The following is an 18,830-nucleotide window of genomic DNA, read 5'->3' as shown; positions in this document are numbered from 1 at the left end:
TGTCGTGGCTGACATCAAACTGCAAAAAAATAGTGGCAAATGTAAAGACCAAAGTGAGTTTTTTCACTTATACTCAAATTGTAAACGTTAATAACATGTTACCAAAGAACCATGTTTTAATTGGATACAAGGGTATCAGGTTCAATCAGACTAATCATCGATTGAACATAGCAAGGTTGACTCACTAAGATAGGAAATCCGAGCCAGCATTGACCCCAGTCTGACTCGTTCCCAATCCGAGTTAACCGCAAAGGACAAGCGCCAGTTGCGGCAAGGAGACTCTATGGGCGATACCGACCGTAAATTTTTCGTTCTCGACACCAACATCCTTCTCCACGAACCCCACGCCATTTTTTCGTTCAAAGAACACGACGTCGTCATACCCATGACCGTACTTGAAGAACTCGATCGCATTAAGGACAGCAAACGCGATGTTGCTCGTGATGCACGCGTCGCAATTAGAGCTCTTGAAGATATCTTTAAAGAAGCGACGCCTGATGAAATTTCTGAAGGGATTCCCTTCTCTCACCAAATGGAAGCAACAGGAACCATTTCAATATTGGCAGACTATGTGCTGCAAGAAACAGTCAAAGCCTTCGCCGACAAGGAAGGCGACAACCGAATTCTCAATGCGGTGCTCTACTTGCAAAATAAACGCTCTCCTCGAGAAGTCGTTTTGGTCACTAAAGACATCAACATGCGTTTAAGAGCTAAAGGAGCTGGCGTTCGCTTTGTTGAAGACTATCGTACTGATCAGCTAATCGATGATGTGCAGTACCTCACAAAAGGTTTTCAAAAATCTGAAGGGGCGTTTTGGGAACATATTGACGAGGTAGAAACCAAAACTCTCGCCAACAAGACGTATCACACTTTTGACAGAGCCGCGATTGACCCAACGTTTATCAATCAATACTTGATCGATGATAGTAGTGATTTTGCGGGACGAGTGGCTGACATTGATAGTGATAAAGTGACAATTCGAGATCTCAGCCAAGAACGCCTATTGTGTCGACAAGCATGGGACATTCGCCCTAAGAATATCTACCAAGGCATGGCCATGGATGCTTTACTCGACCCTGATATCGATTTAGTGATTCTCACAGGTGCCGCAGGTAGTGGTAAAACACTACTCGCTATGGCTGCAGCACTGGAGATGACGATAGAGAGAGGTATGTTCGATAAGATTATCGTCACCCGAAATACACCAGATATTGGCGAGTCCATCGGTTTTCTTCCGGGTACTGAGGAAGAAAAAATGATGCCTTGGTTGGCTGCCATTACCGATACACTCGAAGCGCTACACAAGAACGATCACTGCACTGAGGGCTCACTGAAATACATCTGTGATAAAGCGAACATTCAGTTCAAATCTATTAACTTCATGCGCGGACGTTCAATCCAAAATGCGTTTGTTTTACTCGATGAGTGCCAGAACTTAACAGCCTCTCAGATTAAAACCATCATTACTCGCTGTGGTGAGGGGACTAAGATTGTCTGCTCGGGTAACTTAGCACAAATTGATTCCCCGTACTTAACGCCAGTAACATCAGGGTTAACGTATATGGTTGAGCGCTTTAAGAACTTCGGAGGCAGTGCCAACATTCACTTAAATGGTGTGGTAAGAAGTAGATTGGCCGAATTTGCAGAGGAAAATTTGTAAGTGGCTGCGACGTCATCCCCTTGAAAAAGGGGATGACGGTAGTTTTTGCTTTATACTTGTAAACTTAGTCAGTACCACCGACAGTTAGTGCATCTAACTTCAAGCTTGGCTGACCAACACCAACTGGCACACTTTGCCCAGCCTTACCACAGACGCCAACACCGCGGTCGATACTCAGGTCATTGCCCACCATAGAGACTTGCTGCATCGCTTCGATACCAGAGCCAATTAGCGTCGCACCTTTCACTGGCGCAGTAATCTTACCGTCTTCGATGAGATACGCTTCTGATGCTGAGAACACAAACTTGCCAGAGGTAATATCAACCTGACCACCACCAAAGTTTGGTGCATAAAGACCTTTCTTCACAGTAGAGATAATTTCTTCTGGAGAATGCTCACCCGGCAACATATAAGTGTTGGTCATACGAGGCATAGGTAAGTGGGCATAGGATTCACGACGGGCGTTACCTGTAGGGTTTACTCCCATTAGACGCGCATTAAGCTTGTCTTGCATGTAACCTTTCAGAGTGCCATTTTCAATCAACGTATTGTACTGCCCATGAACACCCTCATCGTCCACGTTAAGCGAACCACGAAGGTCTTGCAGTGTTCCATCATCAACAATCGTACACAGGTTTGATGTGACTTGCTGACCTACCTTGCCAGAGAATACTGATGACTCTTTACGGTTAAAATCACCCTCTAGGCCATGACCTACGGCTTCGTGTAACAGTACTCCAGGCCAACCAGAACCTAGTACAACTGGCATAGTACCAGCAGGTGCGTCAATTGCTTCCAGATTGACTAGCGCTTGGCGAATGGCTTCATCGGCATAGTTGTAAGCGACTTGTTGACCTTCCTCTGTTGAGAGGAAGAAATCGTAACCGTAGCGGCCACCACCACCAGCACTACCACGCTCACGACGGTCGCCTTTCTGTGCTAATACACTGATAGATAAACGTACCAATGGACGTACATCTCCAGCAAATGTGCCGTCGGTCGCTGCCACTAGCATTTGCTCATAGACGCCACTTAAGCTGACAGAGACTTCTTTAACTAAAGGCTCTTTAGTACGAATGTAGGCATCAAGCTGCTTTAGCAGTTCAGTTTTTTGTTGTTTTTCCCAACTATCTAATGGGTTAACCGCTGCATAGTAAGCTTGATTATCGCGACGAGTAAGCGCGTTAACTTGCGCGCTTTGACCTTGCTGTGCAATGCCTCTTGCCGCTACTGCACTTTGCTTCAGACCATCCAATGTGATTTGGTCTGAGTATGCAAAACCCGTTTTTTCGCCAGCAACCGCTCTAACACCAACACCGCGGTCGATATTAAATGAACCGTCCTTGATGATGCTGTCTTCTAGCACTAGAGATTCGTGCCAGCTGGATTGAAAATAGATATCCGCATAGTCAATCTGGCGAGTTGCAATGCTCGCAAGCGTAGCTTCAATATCTTGCTCAGACAGACCTGTAGGCCCTAATAGCGCGTCTTCTATGCGTTCCATATGATTACTCTTTATAGTAAATATAATTAGTGTAAGTGCTGTTCAAATCGAATGTGTTTAGCGACAGGCATACTCTGTCTCACTTCTTCAACAACATCAAAATTCAGTTCGGCGGTTATTGTACCTGTTTGCTGCTCAAGCTGTCCTTGAACCTCCCCCCAAGGCGATATCACCATAGAGTGTCCCCAGGTTTCTCTTCCGCACGGGTGAGTACCACATTGATTCGCTGCGACTATCCAACATTGGTTTTCAATCGCTCTAGCACGCAACAGGACTTCCCAATGTGCCTTTCCAGTCACCGCCGTAAATGCCGCAGGCACAACAATTACGTTCGCCCCTTGAGCCCTCAATGCACTGAATAGATGTGGAAAACGCAGGTCGTAGCAGATAGTTAAACCCACCGCACCAAAATCAGTCGGTACCATCGCAATACTTGTACCCGCTTTAAACGTTTCCGATTCACGGTAATTTTTGTGACCATCATTGACGTCTACATCAAACATATGCAGCTTATCATAATGGTTCATACGCTGCCCATTTACGTCAAAGACCAGCGTTGTTGTCGTCACTTCCGTTTCAGAAACCCGAATAGGAAAGCTGCCAATAATAAGGTGAACCTGATGGCGTCTTGCTAAATCAGATAACTTGTCTTGATACTGGCCTTTACCTAAAAATTCCGCGTGACGGTGATAATCGTCACGGGAACCAAAAACCAGTGAGTTTTCTGGGGTAAGAATCCACTTCATCCCCTTAGCAGAAAGAAACTCAACCTTATGTTCAATGAACTTGAAGTTCTCTTCTGGTTCAGGTCCTGATGTCATTTGTATGATGCCAAAGCGTTCCTTGCTCATGGTGTTACTTAATCTCCTTCTTGAGGTTTTCAGGTAACTTATACTCTCCCTGACTCCTCGAAATCTCACTTACCGTTGGTGAATCCAGTGGACCTTTAACTGAGTAGTTAACTTGTGTCACGACCTCAACCACTGGTGATATCACTGTCGTCACTGCAAGCACAACTAATGCTGTCTGAGGCGTCACCGCAAAAGCCGTAATGATAGGGATCCCTGAAGTCATGTCAGGCGTAAAGTTTACTTCAGCGTCGACGGTTTGAGTCGAGAGATCAGCCAATCCTTTGATCGTCATTTCACCAGCAACCGCATCCATCTTAATGTCATTGGTTACAAACACGCCATCTCTGATTTTGCCGCTACCCGTAATTGAGTTAAACGCCATCCCTTTATCAAATACATCAGTAAAATCGAGCTGCATCTTACGAATAATGGAATCCAAGCTAAACAGACCAAGCAAGCGCGCGGCACCGCTCACATCAGAGATGATACCTTTACCTAGCTTAGTACTGATTTCACCACTGACGGTATTTACTCGCATTGACCATGGTGCGCCATCCCACGTTAACTTTGAGTCGAGATCAAATGGTGCACGTTGGATACCCGAGGTAATACCAAATCGTTCCATAAGATCACTGTTATTCTCACCACTGACCGCTACGTTGACCTGTGATTTATTTTGCTGGCCAGCGACCATCCAGTTACCGTCAATATGTACTTTGTTTGTCCCGCTCGATAAGTCCAGTTTTTTCCAAACGAGCTTATTACCTTGTCGTTCAACATCCATATCCACTTTGCCGACTTTGTAACCTTGGAACCAGAAGTTATCAATCGTCAGTTGAGTATCCGGCATGATATCAAAGAAAGTTTTATCAAACTCAGTCACCAATGGCGCTTCAAGATTTTCCTGAGTGATAAGCGACTCATCATCTTGCGCCTTCTTATCAAATTCTGGCACGTAGATATGCAGACGCTTCAACGCAACATACAACTCGTTGTTGTCGCTGTAACTCGCCTGCCCTTTTGCCTCCTGGCTATCAAGATCGAACTGCCAGCCACCTTTTTTGTATCTGGCATTGAAGTTCACATCGTGCCACTCAATACCACCTAGCATCAGTTCTTTCGCTTCCACGTTTACCCGTTTAGGTAATGGAAGCTCCGGTTTATTCAGCTCATCTAGTAGTGCTTTCTTTTCACTCGGCGGCTCTTTAAACAACTCGCTCCATTGGTCGACATTGAACTTATCGGACCGTACTTGGAAATGATGGCCAACTATAGGGCTGATTTTGAACCCACCTTTCCCCAACACCAAGTTAGTCGCCTTAAGAACCGGAACTTCTCCTGTGATATCAATCTCGGTTTGATATTTAACGGAGGGTAACTGCAATCTAGCGGTTATAGCTTGTTGGTTTCCGGAAGCTTGAAGTCTTGCTTTACCTGATTCACCAAACGCTTTTTTGAGTGGATAAGGATATTCACTCGCAATGGTTGCAAGGTTAGCATTCAGGTCAAGCTGATAAGTAAAACCGACATCGTTGAGTTGAATATCCACGTCTAGGTTCCAAGGCGAGTGCCCTGCCAGTCGGCTGACCACCTTATCACCAACATAAGGCTCTAGTGGTGCGGTTTTCCAATCTCCAACCGCATCAATTCCAACCGAATAACCTTTGCCAGCATTCTGCCCTTGAAAATCAAGGAAAATCGGCTGGTTCAGCAAGTTTGCAGACAGTCCTGTCGCTTTCACCACATCATTGTCAAACTCTACTCTACCGGACACTTTTTCCAGCGTCATTGGGGGAGCATCGATTTCGACGTGATTGTCTTTTAGCTCCGCATAACCCCAAGCTCTGGACGGCGTATCGTCGCCAGAAAACGGAATATACAACTGGAAGTCGGCATTCACATCACCACTAACTTGAACCGCAGTTAACGCAGCACCAACCGAGTCCACCAGCGGCGAAGCGGTCATATAATCCCTGACGGCACTACCTTGACCTGTTGCCTTCGCTTCTATTTCAAGGTGCCCATCACCACTGAGTACTGGAATTCGACCCGTGATTCGCTGGCCTTTAACATTCATCAGTGTCGCAGAGCGAGAGTCCAAATACATGGTCTCATTCTGGAACAACAAATCGAGTTGTAAATCAGTCAGTGGTGGCCAATTGGTATCAAAACTAAATTTAGCATCGCGAAGTCCCACCCAAGCTTGGAACATGCCGTTATGTTCTCGATATGGGAAGTCTGACAGTTTGCCATACCACAACAGCTTAGATGTATTGACTCGACCCGCTTGGATCGCTGCCGATAAGTAGTCTGTAAGACTTTGCCCCATAGCTAAAGTTGGCAGATAACGCCAAACCTCACCTGCATTGTAAAGATCCGCTTCGGCATAGAATGACAAGAATGGGCTGTCATTCTTAGGGAAATCAAGTCTAAAAGCACCAAGCACTTGCAAGTCTGGCGTCGCAGCCGTCACTTTATCAGACCATAACGACCAACCTTGCTCGCCGTTATTTTGCCAATGAATATCAACCAAACCTTGCTTAATATTCAGTGGAGCTTGAAACACATCACCATAAGGGAAACGATCATCAATAACGTTAACGCGGGCATGAGCTTGCTTCATGTTACCGCGCACCGATCCTGAGACATGAGAGAAGCCTGGCAAAAGTTCCCATTGCGACATCGACATATTCTCAAGGTGTGCCGAATATTTCAGGGAGTCAGTACCATTAGTTTGGGATAGTCGAATATCTTCAATCTGCCCACCCGGGTTAAGTTTAGTTAACCACTCTTCCACACTCGGGTCAGAACTTAGTGATGCCAATGGCTTTAACGCATTCACATCGAGCTGAGAAATATTCACTTGCCATTGCTGTTGGCGATTCCATTCTGCTGCAATATCCAGTTCAGGCCACGGAACATCATTAGTTCTGGCTTGAACTTCATGAACATTTAGCTGCCAACCAGCATCTGATGGCAATAAATGCATAACCGCAGACTCGACGAATAGATCGTGGTCTTTGCCATCTTTAGACCAACTAAGCTCAGATGGTAACACTTCAAGATAAGCTTCTTTTGCAGTGCTGTTATCCAATGTAATCCAGCTGCGTAAGCTTACTTCACCATCTTTAATGCCAGTTTGCTGCTTTTGAGTTTCAGACAGCCACGGGGACAGTGACATTTGGTCCACGGCTACGTAAAAGTCGCCAGAGACATTCGACAGCGAACCTTTATCAATAAAGTCCGCTCTAACTTCTAGCGAGTTTAAGTTTGCATCGGCAATGGAGATGGTGCCCTGTGCTAAATGGCGTGCCTTTTGATTCCGCCATTGCAAATTCTCTATATCTAACTGACGTTCCTCACCAGATATAGATTGATACAACACTGTTGAATTAGCGACAGCAAAGCGATCTAACTGCCTTAATAACAAGTTATCTAGGCGGTTGACCAACTGCTCGCCACTCGCAGCGGGTTGCTTGGGCTGTTGAACCGTTTTTGGCTCAGTCGCTTTGAGTAAATCGACCGAACGAATGTCCAGCATCATGTCATTAATGACCATATCCGCTAAGACAGGCTGTCTTTGAATAATGGTTTGAATCAAGTCAAATTCGAGCTCTAAGTTCCCGACTTCGAATTTGGTTTCAGGACTTTCAGGAAGACCAACAACAACACCTTGAAGAGAAATAGAAGGGTGAGTGTTACGCCAGAAACCGCGCACATCTTTCAAAGAAATATTGAGACCTGTTCCTTGGTTTACCCAAGTCACAATTTCTGGTTGAATTTTATTTAGCTGTGGCAAACCCACACGCAATACTGTGACCGCAGAGGCAAGTAATACCAATACGGTCAATAGTAACCAGAGAAAAAAACGGACAATCCGATTAACGCGAGAACTCACAAATTACTCATTACATCATAACAACATCAAATTGTTCTTGAATATATAAAGGCTCAGCTTGAATTCGAACCTGTTTACCTATAAAGACTTCCAGTTCAGCCAATGCATGAGATTCATCGCCTTCAAGCGCTTCAGCAACAGCAGGAGACGCATAAGCCACGAATTTGTCGGCATCGTAAGCTCGATTAACACGCGTGATCTCGCGTAAAATCTCATAGCAAACTGTTTCGACGGTTTTCACTGAACCTCGGCCTTCACAAGTTGGACAACCACTACAAAGAACATGTTCAATACTTTCTCTAGTTCTTTTTCGTGTCATCTCAACCAACCCTAACTGGGTAAATCCATTGATATTCGTCTTCACTCGATCTTTAGAAAGTGCCCCTTCTAAAGAGTTCAACACACGTTGACGATGCTCTTCAAGACCCATATCGATAAAATCGATGATGATGATACCGCCTAAGTTACGCAGTCTAAGCTGTCGAGCAATGGCTTGAGTTGCTTCGACATTGGTGTTGAAGATAGTCTCTTCTAAGTTGCGACGACCCACGAATGCACCGGTGTTGATATCGACCGTTGTCATCGCTTCTGTTTGATCAATAATCAGGTAACCGCCAGACTTTAAGTCGACTTTACGTTCAAGTGAACGTTGAATCTCATTCTCGGTATCGTACATATCGAAAATGGGCTTATCGCCTTCATAAAGTTCAAGCAAACTCTCCAGTTCAGGTACAAACTCGCTAGTAAACTCTTTTAAGCTCTCAAAAATCAGTCTTGAATCCACTTGAACACGAGTAATTTCCGTCCCAACGAAATCACGAAGGATACGATGCGCTAAACCCAATTCACCGTATAACGTTGAACGCGTTTTATATTTAGTACGACGTTCATTGATTTTGGTCCATAAACGCTTAAGGAATGCAGCATCTTGCGCCAGTTCTTTTTCATTCGCACCTTCTGCTGCGGTACGAATAATAAAGCCACCGTTTTCATCGCAGTAGTCAGCAACCACATTCTTTAAACGGTTACGCTCTTCTTCGCTCTCGATACGTTGAGAAACACCGACATGGCTCGCGCCAGGCATAAAGACGAGATAACGAGATGGGAGGGTGATATCCGTGGTTAAACGAGCACCTTTAGTTCCAAGCGGATCTTTGACCACTTGCACTATGATGTCTTGACCTTGACGAACTAACTCAGAAATATCACGGACTTGAAACTGCTTCTTTTCATTTTCAGCCACACACTCAGTATGCGGTACGATGTCGGAAGCATGCAGAAATGCCGCTTTTTCGAGACCGATATCCACGAAAGCAGCCTGCATTCCTGGTAAGACTCGGCTCACTTTACCTTTATAGATGTTGCCAACGATTCCACGCTTTGCTTCGCGCTCAATGTGGACTTCTTGGAGAACCCCACCTTCAATCATAGCAACCCTTGTTTCACTAGGGGTTACGTTTATTAACAGCTCTGCACTCATGAGCGCACCTCAATATTTTTAATTATTTATAAATTCTTGCAAGAGCTGGTCAGTTTCATACAGTGGCAGTCCAACTACAGCGTAATAGCTGCCCTCGATTCGAGTGACGAAGCGTCCCCCTAATCCTTGGATTCCATAACTGCCAGCTTTATCTTGAGGTTCTCCACTTAACCAGTATTGTTCGATTTCTTTTTCGCTAAGTGTTTTGAACCATACATCCGTCGTTACCACAACCGATGACTGCTTATTCTTAGATACAACACTGACAGCAGTGAGCACCTGATGTTTTTCTCCTGACATCCCTTGAAGCATAGCTTTGGCATGTCCGAAATCATTGGGTTTTTCTAGTACATGTTCGTTTAAAACGACGACCGTATCAGAACCGACAACTACAGAGCTCGAGTCGCTCAGTTCAAGCCCAGCCATCGCTTTCTCTAACGACAAGCGCTCAACGTACTGTTGAGCACTTTCTTGGGCTTGTTTCACTTCTTCAATATCAGGACTCACCACTGAGAATTGGTATCCGAGCTGGCTTAACAGCTCTCTGCGTCTTGGTGAAGTTGACGCCAATACTATCTTTGTAGTCATTGATTTACCTGACATGCCAATGCCGTCTTACACGACGTAACAGTAAAAACATCCATGGCCAAAGTATACAGTTAATCAGACCACTCCACAGCGACATCGGATTAAAAGTGACGTCTTGGATCAAATACTCACCAAAAAAGATAAACACTTCTAGCAGCATAGATATCAAGGCCATGATCGTAGCCTGCTGCCAAAGTGCCATGTTTCTAAGGACCAAGAAATTAAGAGCCACGATATAGATGACAATCGACATCATCATCCCGCGAATGCCCAAGGTAGAACCGACCAGTAGATCCCAAGTCAGACCAACGATCAATGCGGTACCCACATTTACTCGATGCGGAAGTGCTAAAACCCAGTACCCTAGAACCAAGAATAACCATGACGGTCTTACGAAGTCTAGCACGCCTGGCCAAGGTATGGTTTGCAATACAAGCGCCACTATCAGTGACACACTGATCACTAAGTGACTGCGAAATGAACTATTAGCCATAATAGTATGAGAATCCTTTATTGCGCGTTCAGCGTATCTTCAACCGCTTGTTGCTGTCTATCATTACTCGGCCAAATCAACAGTAAGTATCGTAGTCGATCAAAGTCGACCACGGGCTCCGCAATAATGCTGGCAAACTCTCGTCGATTGTCTCGTTGTACCGATTTAACATGAGCAACTGGATAGCCTTCGGGATAGATTCCACCAAGACCAGAAGTCACCAACAGGTCATCTTTCTGAATGTCAGTACTTGTTGGAATGTGCTCTAGTTGAATCTCATCGATAGATCCATTGCCTGATGCAATAACTCGAATATCGTTACGAATGACTTGCACTGGTATTGCGCTGTTAGAGTCCGTCAGTAGCATAATACGGCTGTTGTGAGCGCCAACGAAGGTCACTTGACCAACGATACCATTTTCATTAATAACCGGCTGACCTTCGTAAACACCGTCGATACGACCTTTATCAATCACCACTTGGTGACGATATGGCGACGTGTCCACAGCCATCACCTCTGTCACCATCTTCTTTTCATCTCGGACGAAAGATGAGCCTAAAAGCTCACGAAAACGCTGGTTCTCTTCACGGTATTGATCAAGCAAAATTAAGTCACTTTTAAGGCGCAACACTTCGCGTTTTAAGTTTACGTTTTGCTCGGCTAGACCTTGTCGAGTGTTTAGCCTTTCATAGACGCCATCAAACATGGTACGAGGAAGGTTCGCTGCATATTGAATTGGTGCAACTGCACTGTTCAATAAGTAACGGAAATTTGAGAATGTATCTAAACGACTATCAGCCAGCATTAAGCCGGCTGATAAAGTAACAGCAAGAAATAACCGAAGTTGTAAAGAAGGACCTCGACCAAATATTGGTTTCATGTACTCATAATCCTGATGTGGACTCTAGTTTCAGTGCCACACCAAAACTAGAGTGAAACCATTATTCTTCTGTAAATAGATCGCCACCGTGCATGTCGATCATTTCTAGAGCTTTACCACCACCACGAGCCACACATGTTAATGGGTCTTCAGCGATAACAACAGGGATACCGGTTTCTTCAGTGAGCAATCGGTCTAGATCGCGTAGCAGTGCACCACCACCTGTTAGTACCATACCGTTTTCAGAAATATCAGAAGCAAGCTCTGGCGGACATTGCTCAAGCGCAACCATCACTGCCGATACAATACCAGTTAATGGCTCTTGCAACGCTTCTAGAATTTCATTTGAGTTTAGGCTAAAGCTACGAGGCACACCTTCTGCAAGGTTACGACCACGTACTTCAATCTCTTCAACCGTATCACCTGGATACGCAGAACCAATTTCGTGCTTGATCTTCTCAGCAGTCGCTTCACCAATCAAGCTGCCGTAGTTACGGCGCACATAGGTGATAACCGCTTCGTCAAATCGGTCACCGCCGATACGTACTGAAGAAGAGTAAACCACACCATTAAGTGAGATAACCGCTACTTCTGTTGTACCACCACCGATATCAACAACCATAGAACCTGTTGGCTCAGAGACGCGTAGACCCGCACCAATAGCAGCAGCCATAGGTTCATCGATCAAATACACTTCACGAGCGCCTGCACCTAGTGCAGACTCACGGATAGCACGACGCTCTACTTGTGTTGAACCGCAAGGGACACAAACTAGAACACGTGGGCTTGGTTTAAGAACGCTGTTGTCGTGCACTTGTTTGATGAAGTGCTGAAGCATTTTTTCGGTCACATAGAAGTCAGCAATAACGCCATCTTTCATTGGACGAATCGCAGAAATATTACCAGGCGTTCGACCTAGCATCTGCTTCGCTGCATGGCCTACCGCCGCAACGCTTTTGGCTGAACCCGCACGATCTTGGCGGATTGCTACTACAGAAGGCTCGTCAAGGACGATACCCTGTCCTTTTACATAAATCAGTGTGTTGGCAGTACCTAGATCAATCGATAGGTCGTTAGAAAACATGCCACGCAGTTTTTTAAACATATTCTTCGCTCGTCCTGCAAGAATGAGAAGACAAAAATTGCACTAAATGTACCAATGCCTTGCCATCACAGCAAGGCATTGAAGCAGAAACATGGGGTGAAACCCGCATTTTCTTACAGTTTCCTTACTTAACGCAAAAAATTCACAGGATTTATTGTCCGATAAGGTGTGGCTCACCGCGATAAATGACTCTATCGTTCCCTCGATGTGATCCAAAGGTCACTACGGCATGTGGATCTTCATCACCTACACCACGCCAGTTATATCTCAACCAAGAACGACCCGCGTTATTATCAAAGCACTTAATAGCGCTATCATTTTGGTTCAGTTTAATTGGGGCACTATGATCAAGCCTTAACCACAAATTAACTTGTTCACGAATTCTATTGTTGCTCGCAAAGAGTTGGCTGCTGTTGCCTTGGCTGATGGTGGCATCTTCTGTGGTTATAGCATTGCCCTCTTTATTAAACAGCTTTGCATCCGTCTCTAACTGACCTGACCACAAGATCTGCCGGCAGTAGTGCTTACCATTGAATGCGGAACCACTGTCCTCTTTATTGAGCACAAACCCAGTCTCAGTCCAATATTCCGTTCTCAAAGGGATATTGATGTCCGTTGTCAAATCGCCACCAACGTTATCTATCACCATACGGCCATAACGAAACTCGGGTTGTCTTGGGAACGCTTTCGCGTTGGTACCATTTACGGTTAAAGAAGGGCTTTCAAAATCTACACCGTCAACTAAATTAGACTGTACCCCAAAGAGCCCTTTAACAGGCAGTTCTTTTATCGAGGTAACACCATCCAGTTGATAACGTTTAGAGAAAACATAATCACCAAAGCTAGCCTCAAGTCGAGCTCGTGAAGTGCTGCATGACAAGTCAGTAGAATCGCACTTCCAAGCTTCACTATCCCAACTCGTTGCCGTCGCACTTATTCTCGGTAAGTAACTATCACCACTTTCATTGGTAGCAACATGGTTTAAGGTCACCATCAAATTGGATGTAAAATAACCATAGTTAGGGGTAGGTGATTTTTCTAGATTACGCGCCTCCACAACAAAGCTTGGTTTTATTGGTTGGCCCATATATGCAAATCCAGAGTGCCCTGACTCATAGCCCCATTGATTGGAGACCATAGCAAGATGATGAGGATAGAAGCGGCCGATACTACGGCTACTCGGATTGATTACCATCCCCAAATAGTTCGATTGACTTTGAGTCTGTATTAGAAGACTCCCGACATCTTCCCAATAGAGAGCGTAAAATGGCAACACACCATTACTATCTCGATTACTACGAACAAATGTTGACCCGTCCTCACCATCCATTTTAATAAGGAATCTTTCGTCGACAGGTCTAACTGCTGGCGTGTTCTCAGCAGCAGTGAGTAAAACACTGGAGACAGGCGCATCATTATCGAAGTAATTTTTGGTGATAAATTGCGACTGGCAAAACGATGGTAATATCGGAATTTGACCTTGAGTCGCACCATTTTTCTGCCATCGAATTGGCACGGCATCTAGGTTAAAGCGTTCCCCAGCGGCTTTATAGCCACTGCCTTGAGATGAAGTGCCATCTAATGCTAATTGGTAGTTTGATGCATCACAGATCGCGAACGTCCACGGCCTTACTTTTAGCTCGTGAACTCCTTTATATGTGACGCATTGTTTTGCGGCGTCTGCCCCTTGTTGGTCTGAAGGGCTCTGCTCACTCTCATTGACACAACGTGTCTGAGACAACTCAAAAGAAACTCGCCCAGCTTCATCGTACTGAATATCCATCAGAGCACTGCGACCAGCATCAGGGGTACTGCTGCCATGAGAAAAATCTAGTGCGAGATTCGTCACTGGAATTGGCACAAAATCATTACTCTGTGCAGCTTTGACTTTAACTGATGCCTGTACTGTTGGAGATTTGGGTTCTAGATAACGTGTCGCTGCAATATCAACGTTTTGCACCCCAGAATAGTTTTTTGCTGCTACAACTTGGGACAGACCTGAACGCGTTACATTACAGGTCACAGGGCGTACTTCGAGCGTTGCCGATTTTCCAGCAATCAAACTAGACGCTTGCGGCGTAAATTCAAACTTGTTTGCCGTAAACTCGTAGTTACCTGTCACAAGCGTATTGTTCGCACTCTCCACCAATTCACCGGACACGCTGAGCTGTTCGATGTGTTGACTACTCACATCAAATATAACCCGGCCGTTAGCACTTGGGTTGTACAGCTCCTCGCTAATACGAACCCCTTCTATCAATTGCATTGTGGCAGAGGCAGGCGCTGTAATTCTGACGCCTTTGGTGTAGTCTTCAATAGGCTTACCGAACTTATCGACCACATTAAACGTGACACGTTGGGTTTCACAACTCAATGCGATGCCTTTTAAAGGCTCCAATTCCAAATAGTAGTCTTGACCTACTGGTGGCGCTTTACATTGCGCAGGAATACGCGCAAACAACACATTGCCTTCACCTTCAATATCGTTCTCATCTCTGTCTTTATGTCGTTTCCGATCATCATAGTCACGCTCGCCAAGCGTCACATTTGGGGCGGCAACCCCACCAAAGATGTAGTTGTCTTCACCATTGACTAAGAAACCTCGCGTTCCGACACTGGCTGCTTCAGGAGGGACATAAAAATAGGCTTTGATAACAGAGTCTTCGCTCTCTATTTCAATGTCACTGCCCGCGCCATGCCCGACAAAAAGTAAATCTTCACTATTTCCTAATGTATTGATTTTTAAATCATCTTTGAAGTGAGGCGGATACAGGTCTCCGTTTGCTTTTATTCCTCGATAATTGATCTTAACTGGCCCATTGAGCAGTTGGATCTCTGCATCTTCCAGATGTATATGCTCATTAACCCAATACTCACCAGAGTCAATGATGAGCTTACTGTCATCTTCAACCTCTAACTTCTTGATCTTATTATTAGTCCACTTCAAATGACATACTTTGCCGTCTTTACACTTAAAATCGTTCGAATAGTCACCACTTGGAAAATCATCTAATTGCGGTGGATAGTTTTCAAAGCTCTTCGTGGGCTCCACTTGACAGTTTTGCCAACCAAAGCCACGTAAACCAATGGATGAAGACGTATAAAAGCAGCCGCCATAAGTGCTGTTATTGGTAAAGCGAGAAAACGCGAGGCCAGTGTCATTGCGCGGTAAAACGATAGCGTTGACATCAAAATCATCAAACCATTCGTCTCTATCATCGTCATATTCGCTATTCACATTCAGAAGCCCTTGTGGCGATCCAGATGTGTCATAAAGGGTAGTCTGCACTTCTTCTTTGAAATAGGGGCAAAGATCAAGCTTAAACTCAGGTGGGGGTGGTGTGTCATCGCACAACTTGGGTAAATTAAAGGTATTCTTCTTACCTGTGACCGACATATGATTGACCGTAATATTCATATTAAGATCGTTGTGTTCACCGCTTACCGTTAACCCCTTAGGAAAACTCTCCTCGTCCACATACAGTGCCGCTGAAACCTTATTATGGTTAGTAAAATTGATTCCCGCTTCTCTACCGTGACCTATTAGAATAAGATCTTTGATCGCTCCATCTTTGTTGATATGTGAGTGCCCGCTAACATAAAAGGTCTTATAGTGAAGTACCGTCGGTGATTTAACTTTAATTTTCGCAGCATGTTCTAAGGTTAATGAACCAATCCAAACCTCTCCTCCTTCTAATGTGAGTGTTTTTCCTTGTCTCATTGTAATAGTTTGTATTTTACTACCATCTCTCAATAAACAATGCTTATCACCACATTGAGACGACTCAAGCTCGGTCGGAAACGCAGCTAAAGTAACTGGTAGAGTTGGAGCATGACTCGTTGGATTCACTTCACAGCTGTTTGTCGGATTGTTTGGGTAATAGCAATGAGCCGCAGTGCCATTATGATCTGGACTATTAGCGAGATTTTTGAATGGTATTTTGAAGCCATCGACGTCAAATATTAATTTCTGATCATGACCGGCAAAATCAATTTGAGACACATAGTTTGGGTAGCCATCTTGTCGAAAGTTAGTTTGGATAGACTCTGGAAAGTAGTCGCAATATTCTATTGCATAACTATTTGCTACCACGAATAAGCTTATAAATAGAGCCATCAATTGCTTCATTCAGAGAATCCTTTTACCCAAGCTTCTTGCTGACGCTGAATATCAAACCCTTGTCCATCTCCACATATTGCCGTGCTGGTAATTTTAAAATAGCTGAGCTGTTTTGGAATCAGTTCTAGGTCGCCACCATTAACCGTTTCACACTGAACTGAAAGGCTACGGCAGTTAATATCCACTTGAGAAATTAAATAAGACATTGCTACAGATGACGATGGTTGAAGCTGGTTACATCTGATTTCCAGCTCTTCTGTCAGACTCGATTTATTTAACGGATAGAGCTGCGTCAACGCCCACTCAACACCAGAGTTCGCCAAAAACCAAGCCTTGGTACCAATCAACTCACGTGATAGCGTCTCGTTACTTGACCATTGAATTCTATTGAGATTCATTGCCAACATACCCATTACCACCACAACAAAAATGGCAACGATGTAGACACTCCCTTGTTGTGAACGTTTTCTAGGGAACATTGAGCACCTGTACATCATGTTGGAAGTTAGACGCTTCACCCGCTTGATTAAATACTAGATTTAGACGAACTAAAGCTGAGCGAAGTAGTGATGCTTCAAGGTGAGTAAAACTGCTTTTTACTGGGTCGATATTGGTGGCAACACGAATACCGTTTCGCTCTATCTGACCAGACGTGGTGATGCAATAATCGACCTTGTTTGCTGAGTTGTAGATATACAAACGCTGCCCAACCGAGTTCTGTTCTGGTAATTGATTTAACGTAAAATATTGTGCTTCGACCACAGAGCTGACCCCTGCCAAACTTGTCGCTCGACGACCTTCAAGATCTTGCTGTCGACTCGGATTAATGATCAACCTTTCGGTATTGGCAAATTTATGGGGATATTGGTGAATGTTACCCACCACAAACTCAGTTTTTCCTAGCTTCTCATCCAAATGATAAAAGCCGGAAAAGGTTATTGGATAAAACGAGACACATTGACCGTTCAAAGAGGTTTGAATGCTGTTGGGGACGGCGTGTCTAAGCTCACGGGACATTTTCTCAATAACAAACTGCGCTTGGTTCTGGATTTTAGTGCGCGCTACTGAATCCACATAACCGCGAGCACCAAACTCGACAAAACCAGCAATTCCTAAAAACAGAATTCCAACCACAACCATGGTGATGATCATTTCTAGTAAGGTAAAACCGCCTGATTGCTTAACGGAGAATGACATTAGTAATTCCCCTTATACGCAACAAACTCATACTCGGTGAAATTACTCACTGATACGCGGACAATGATCTTTTTGAACGAGCTTGTTTGATGCGGAGTTACTTGACCACTGAGTGCGTTATCGTAGTCGTAGCTAACCAAAATATTAACGACAAAATTGCGGTAGTCGTCTTGCTCATCACCACCGAGAAGTCTTGTAATAGATAAGCCTTGCTGGCACTGCTGCTGGGCGTTGGCACCGTACCAGCAGCCTATATAGTCATCGACATCATTATAGAAGGCGGGCTGCTCGTTCTTGTCCTGACCTAATGAAGCGGGTAATGTGCATTGCTTATCAAGTTCATCGCAACGCCATAGACTGCCGTTACGATCGCTCTGCTCATCAAAACTCACAGCTAATATCTGGTTCAATACCGCTTGTCCTAATGAAGCGGCTCGAACTTGGTAGTGCGGTAATGCGCTTTTCTGCACACTAGGGAATAAGAAGCTCGTCAATGTAATCAAAGCGATGGCTAAGATCACTATGGCAAGTACGCTTTCGATCAGCGTCATTCCTTGACTCATTTTTCTAGCACGCATCGACAAAACCTTCTGAATTAATACAAATGGATGCCGATTCACTAAATTGAGTGAATTGAATCGTAATGGGGTAAGTACAAGATTCACATACTGGACGACCAAGTAAGTCAAAATTCAGCAAGCTAGTGGGAGCAGAGACCTGAATGTTATCCAACGCTAAATAGTCCGATTGCTCTTCAGGGTTCACAAGAGTGCAACTGTACCGAGAGCCAAAACAACCATCTTTAATCGCCAGTTGATAGCGGCTATTGAGCTCACCGATATCGCTGATATTGGATTGCATTCGCCCAAGCTGTATTTGCTGAGTAATCGCAATAGCTTGCTCTTGTGCTGCAATCACAGAAAAGCCAGAACGGTTTAAAAATCGACTCGCAGCCACTACCGACACAATCGAAACTAAAACGATCACTACGATCAGTTCGATTAGCGTAAATCCGGATAACTTACGTTGTGGGATTAACATAGTAGTACCTGC

At 44.7% G+C, this 18,830-nt stretch carries 14 protein-coding genes; 1 reads left to right on the top strand and 13 read right to left on the bottom strand.

Translation table 11 applies throughout. From position 1 onward, the window contains the following. The first annotated feature begins 283 nt into the window (after positions 1-283). Positions 284-1,660, top strand: coding sequence for a PhoH family protein (locus tag HW45_RS19805; protein ID WP_038229151.1), 1,377 nt, complete (start codon positions 284-286; stop codon positions 1,658-1,660). 64 nt (positions 1,661-1,724) lie between these two features. Here HW45_RS19805 and tldD read toward each other — a convergent pair whose 3' ends face one another. From tldD to HW45_RS30245, 13 genes are all read right to left on the bottom strand, one after another. After that, a complete protein-coding gene (gene tldD / locus HW45_RS19800) occupies positions 1,725-3,164 on the bottom strand; it encodes a metalloprotease TldD (protein ID WP_038229150.1) in 1,440 nt (479 codons plus the stop codon). A gap of 26 nt (positions 3,165-3,190) precedes the next feature. Continuing rightward, the gene (locus HW45_RS19795) at positions 3,191-4,015 is read right to left on the bottom strand and encodes a carbon-nitrogen hydrolase family protein (protein WP_038229148.1); all 825 of its coding nucleotides are present in this window, start codon (positions 4,013-4,015) and stop codon (positions 3,191-3,193) included. 4 nt (positions 4,016-4,019) lie between these two features. Further along, positions 4,020-7,913 (bottom strand): YhdP family protein, encoded by a 3,894-nt coding sequence (locus tag HW45_RS19790; protein ID WP_038229145.1) that lies wholly within the window; start codon positions 7,911-7,913, stop codon positions 4,020-4,022. A gap of 10 nt (positions 7,914-7,923) precedes the next feature. Then, complete coding sequence (gene rng, locus HW45_RS19785) at positions 7,924-9,393, bottom strand: ribonuclease G (protein WP_006071014.1); 1,470 nt, start codon at positions 9,391-9,393, stop codon at positions 7,924-7,926. 18 nt (positions 9,394-9,411) lie between these two features. Beyond that, complete coding sequence (locus tag HW45_RS19780) at positions 9,412-9,981, bottom strand: Maf family protein (RefSeq protein WP_038229648.1); 570 nt, start codon at positions 9,979-9,981, stop codon at positions 9,412-9,414. 4 nt (positions 9,982-9,985) lie between these two features. Next, positions 9,986-10,474 (bottom strand): rod shape-determining protein MreD, encoded by a 489-nt coding sequence (gene mreD, locus HW45_RS19775; RefSeq protein ID WP_006071011.1) that lies wholly within the window; start codon positions 10,472-10,474, stop codon positions 9,986-9,988. A 17-nt stretch (positions 10,475-10,491) separates the two neighbouring features. After that, the gene (mreC, locus tag HW45_RS19770; protein WP_006071010.1) at positions 10,492-11,355 is read right to left on the bottom strand and encodes a rod shape-determining protein MreC; all 864 of its coding nucleotides are present in this window, start codon (positions 11,353-11,355) and stop codon (positions 10,492-10,494) included. Positions 11,356-11,416: 61 nt separating this feature from the next. Then, positions 11,417-12,460, bottom strand: coding sequence for a rod shape-determining protein (locus HW45_RS19765; protein WP_038229144.1), 1,044 nt, complete (start codon positions 12,458-12,460; stop codon positions 11,417-11,419). 151 nt (positions 12,461-12,611) lie between these two features. After that, positions 12,612-16,589 (bottom strand): DUF6701 domain-containing protein, encoded by a 3,978-nt coding sequence (locus HW45_RS19760; protein ID WP_038229143.1) that lies wholly within the window; start codon positions 16,587-16,589, stop codon positions 12,612-12,614. Then, the gene (locus HW45_RS19755; RefSeq protein ID WP_038229142.1) at positions 16,586-17,059 is read right to left on the bottom strand and encodes a hypothetical protein; all 474 of its coding nucleotides are present in this window, start codon (positions 17,057-17,059) and stop codon (positions 16,586-16,588) included. Before HW45_RS19755 ends, HW45_RS19760 begins: the two co-directional genes overlap by 4 nt. Continuing rightward, complete coding sequence (locus HW45_RS19750) at positions 17,049-17,777, bottom strand: PulJ/GspJ family protein (protein WP_038229141.1); 729 nt, start codon at positions 17,775-17,777, stop codon at positions 17,049-17,051. Before HW45_RS19750 ends, HW45_RS19755 begins: the two co-directional genes overlap by 11 nt. Further along, positions 17,777-18,355 (bottom strand): type IV pilus modification PilV family protein, encoded by a 579-nt coding sequence (locus HW45_RS19745; RefSeq protein ID WP_038229139.1) that lies wholly within the window; start codon positions 18,353-18,355, stop codon positions 17,777-17,779. The genes HW45_RS19750 and HW45_RS19745 overlap by 1 nt, the downstream gene beginning before the upstream one ends. Then, entirely contained in the window at positions 18,345-18,818 is a 474-nt protein-coding gene (locus tag HW45_RS30245; RefSeq protein ID WP_038229137.1) for a prepilin-type N-terminal cleavage/methylation domain-containing protein, read from the bottom strand. Before HW45_RS30245 ends, HW45_RS19745 begins: the two co-directional genes overlap by 11 nt. Positions 18,819-18,830 lie beyond the last annotated feature (12 nt).

The sequence above is a fragment of the Vibrio sp. ER1A genome (assembly GCF_000733315.1).
GTDB lineage: Bacteria > Pseudomonadota > Gammaproteobacteria > Enterobacterales > Vibrionaceae > Vibrio > Vibrio mediterranei.
The sequence above is the reverse complement of the archived record's forward strand: the minus strand, read 5'-3'. Positions and strand labels throughout refer to the sequence as shown.

Coding starts and splice junctions, on each gene's coding strand:
- HW45_RS19795 (WP_038229148.1), bottom strand. CDS start 4,015: ATGAGCAAGGAACGCTTTGGCATCATACAAATGACATCAGGACCTGAA.
- mreD (WP_006071011.1), bottom strand. CDS start 10,474: ATGGCTAATAGTTCATTTCGCAGTCACTTAGTGATCAGTGTGTCACTG.
- tldD (WP_038229150.1), bottom strand. CDS start 3,164: ATGGAACGCATAGAAGACGCGCTATTAGGGCCTACAGGTCTGTCTGAG.
- HW45_RS19755 (WP_038229142.1), bottom strand. CDS start 17,059: ATGTTCCCTAGAAAACGTTCACAACAAGGGAGTGTCTACATCGTTGCC.
- HW45_RS30245 (WP_038229137.1), bottom strand. CDS start 18,818: ATGTTAATCCCACAACGTAAGTTATCCGGATTTACGCTAATCGAACTG.
- HW45_RS19765 (WP_038229144.1), bottom strand. CDS start 12,460: ATGTTTAAAAAACTGCGTGGCATGTTTTCTAACGACCTATCGATTGAT.
- HW45_RS19745 (WP_038229139.1), bottom strand. CDS start 18,355: ATGCGTGCTAGAAAAATGAGTCAAGGAATGACGCTGATCGAAAGCGTA.
- HW45_RS19805 (WP_038229151.1), top strand. CDS start 284: ATGGGCGATACCGACCGTAAATTTTTCGTTCTCGACACCAACATCCTT.
- HW45_RS19760 (WP_038229143.1), bottom strand. CDS start 16,589: ATGAAGCAATTGATGGCTCTATTTATAAGCTTATTCGTGGTAGCAAAT.
- HW45_RS19750 (WP_038229141.1), bottom strand. CDS start 17,777: ATGTCATTCTCCGTTAAGCAATCAGGCGGTTTTACCTTACTAGAAATG.
- HW45_RS19780 (WP_038229648.1), bottom strand. CDS start 9,981: ATGACTACAAAGATAGTATTGGCGTCAACTTCACCAAGACGCAGAGAG.
- mreC (WP_006071010.1), bottom strand. CDS start 11,355: ATGAAACCAATATTTGGTCGAGGTCCTTCTTTACAACTTCGGTTATTT.
- rng (WP_006071014.1), bottom strand. CDS start 9,393: ATGAGTGCAGAGCTGTTAATAAACGTAACCCCTAGTGAAACAAGGGTT.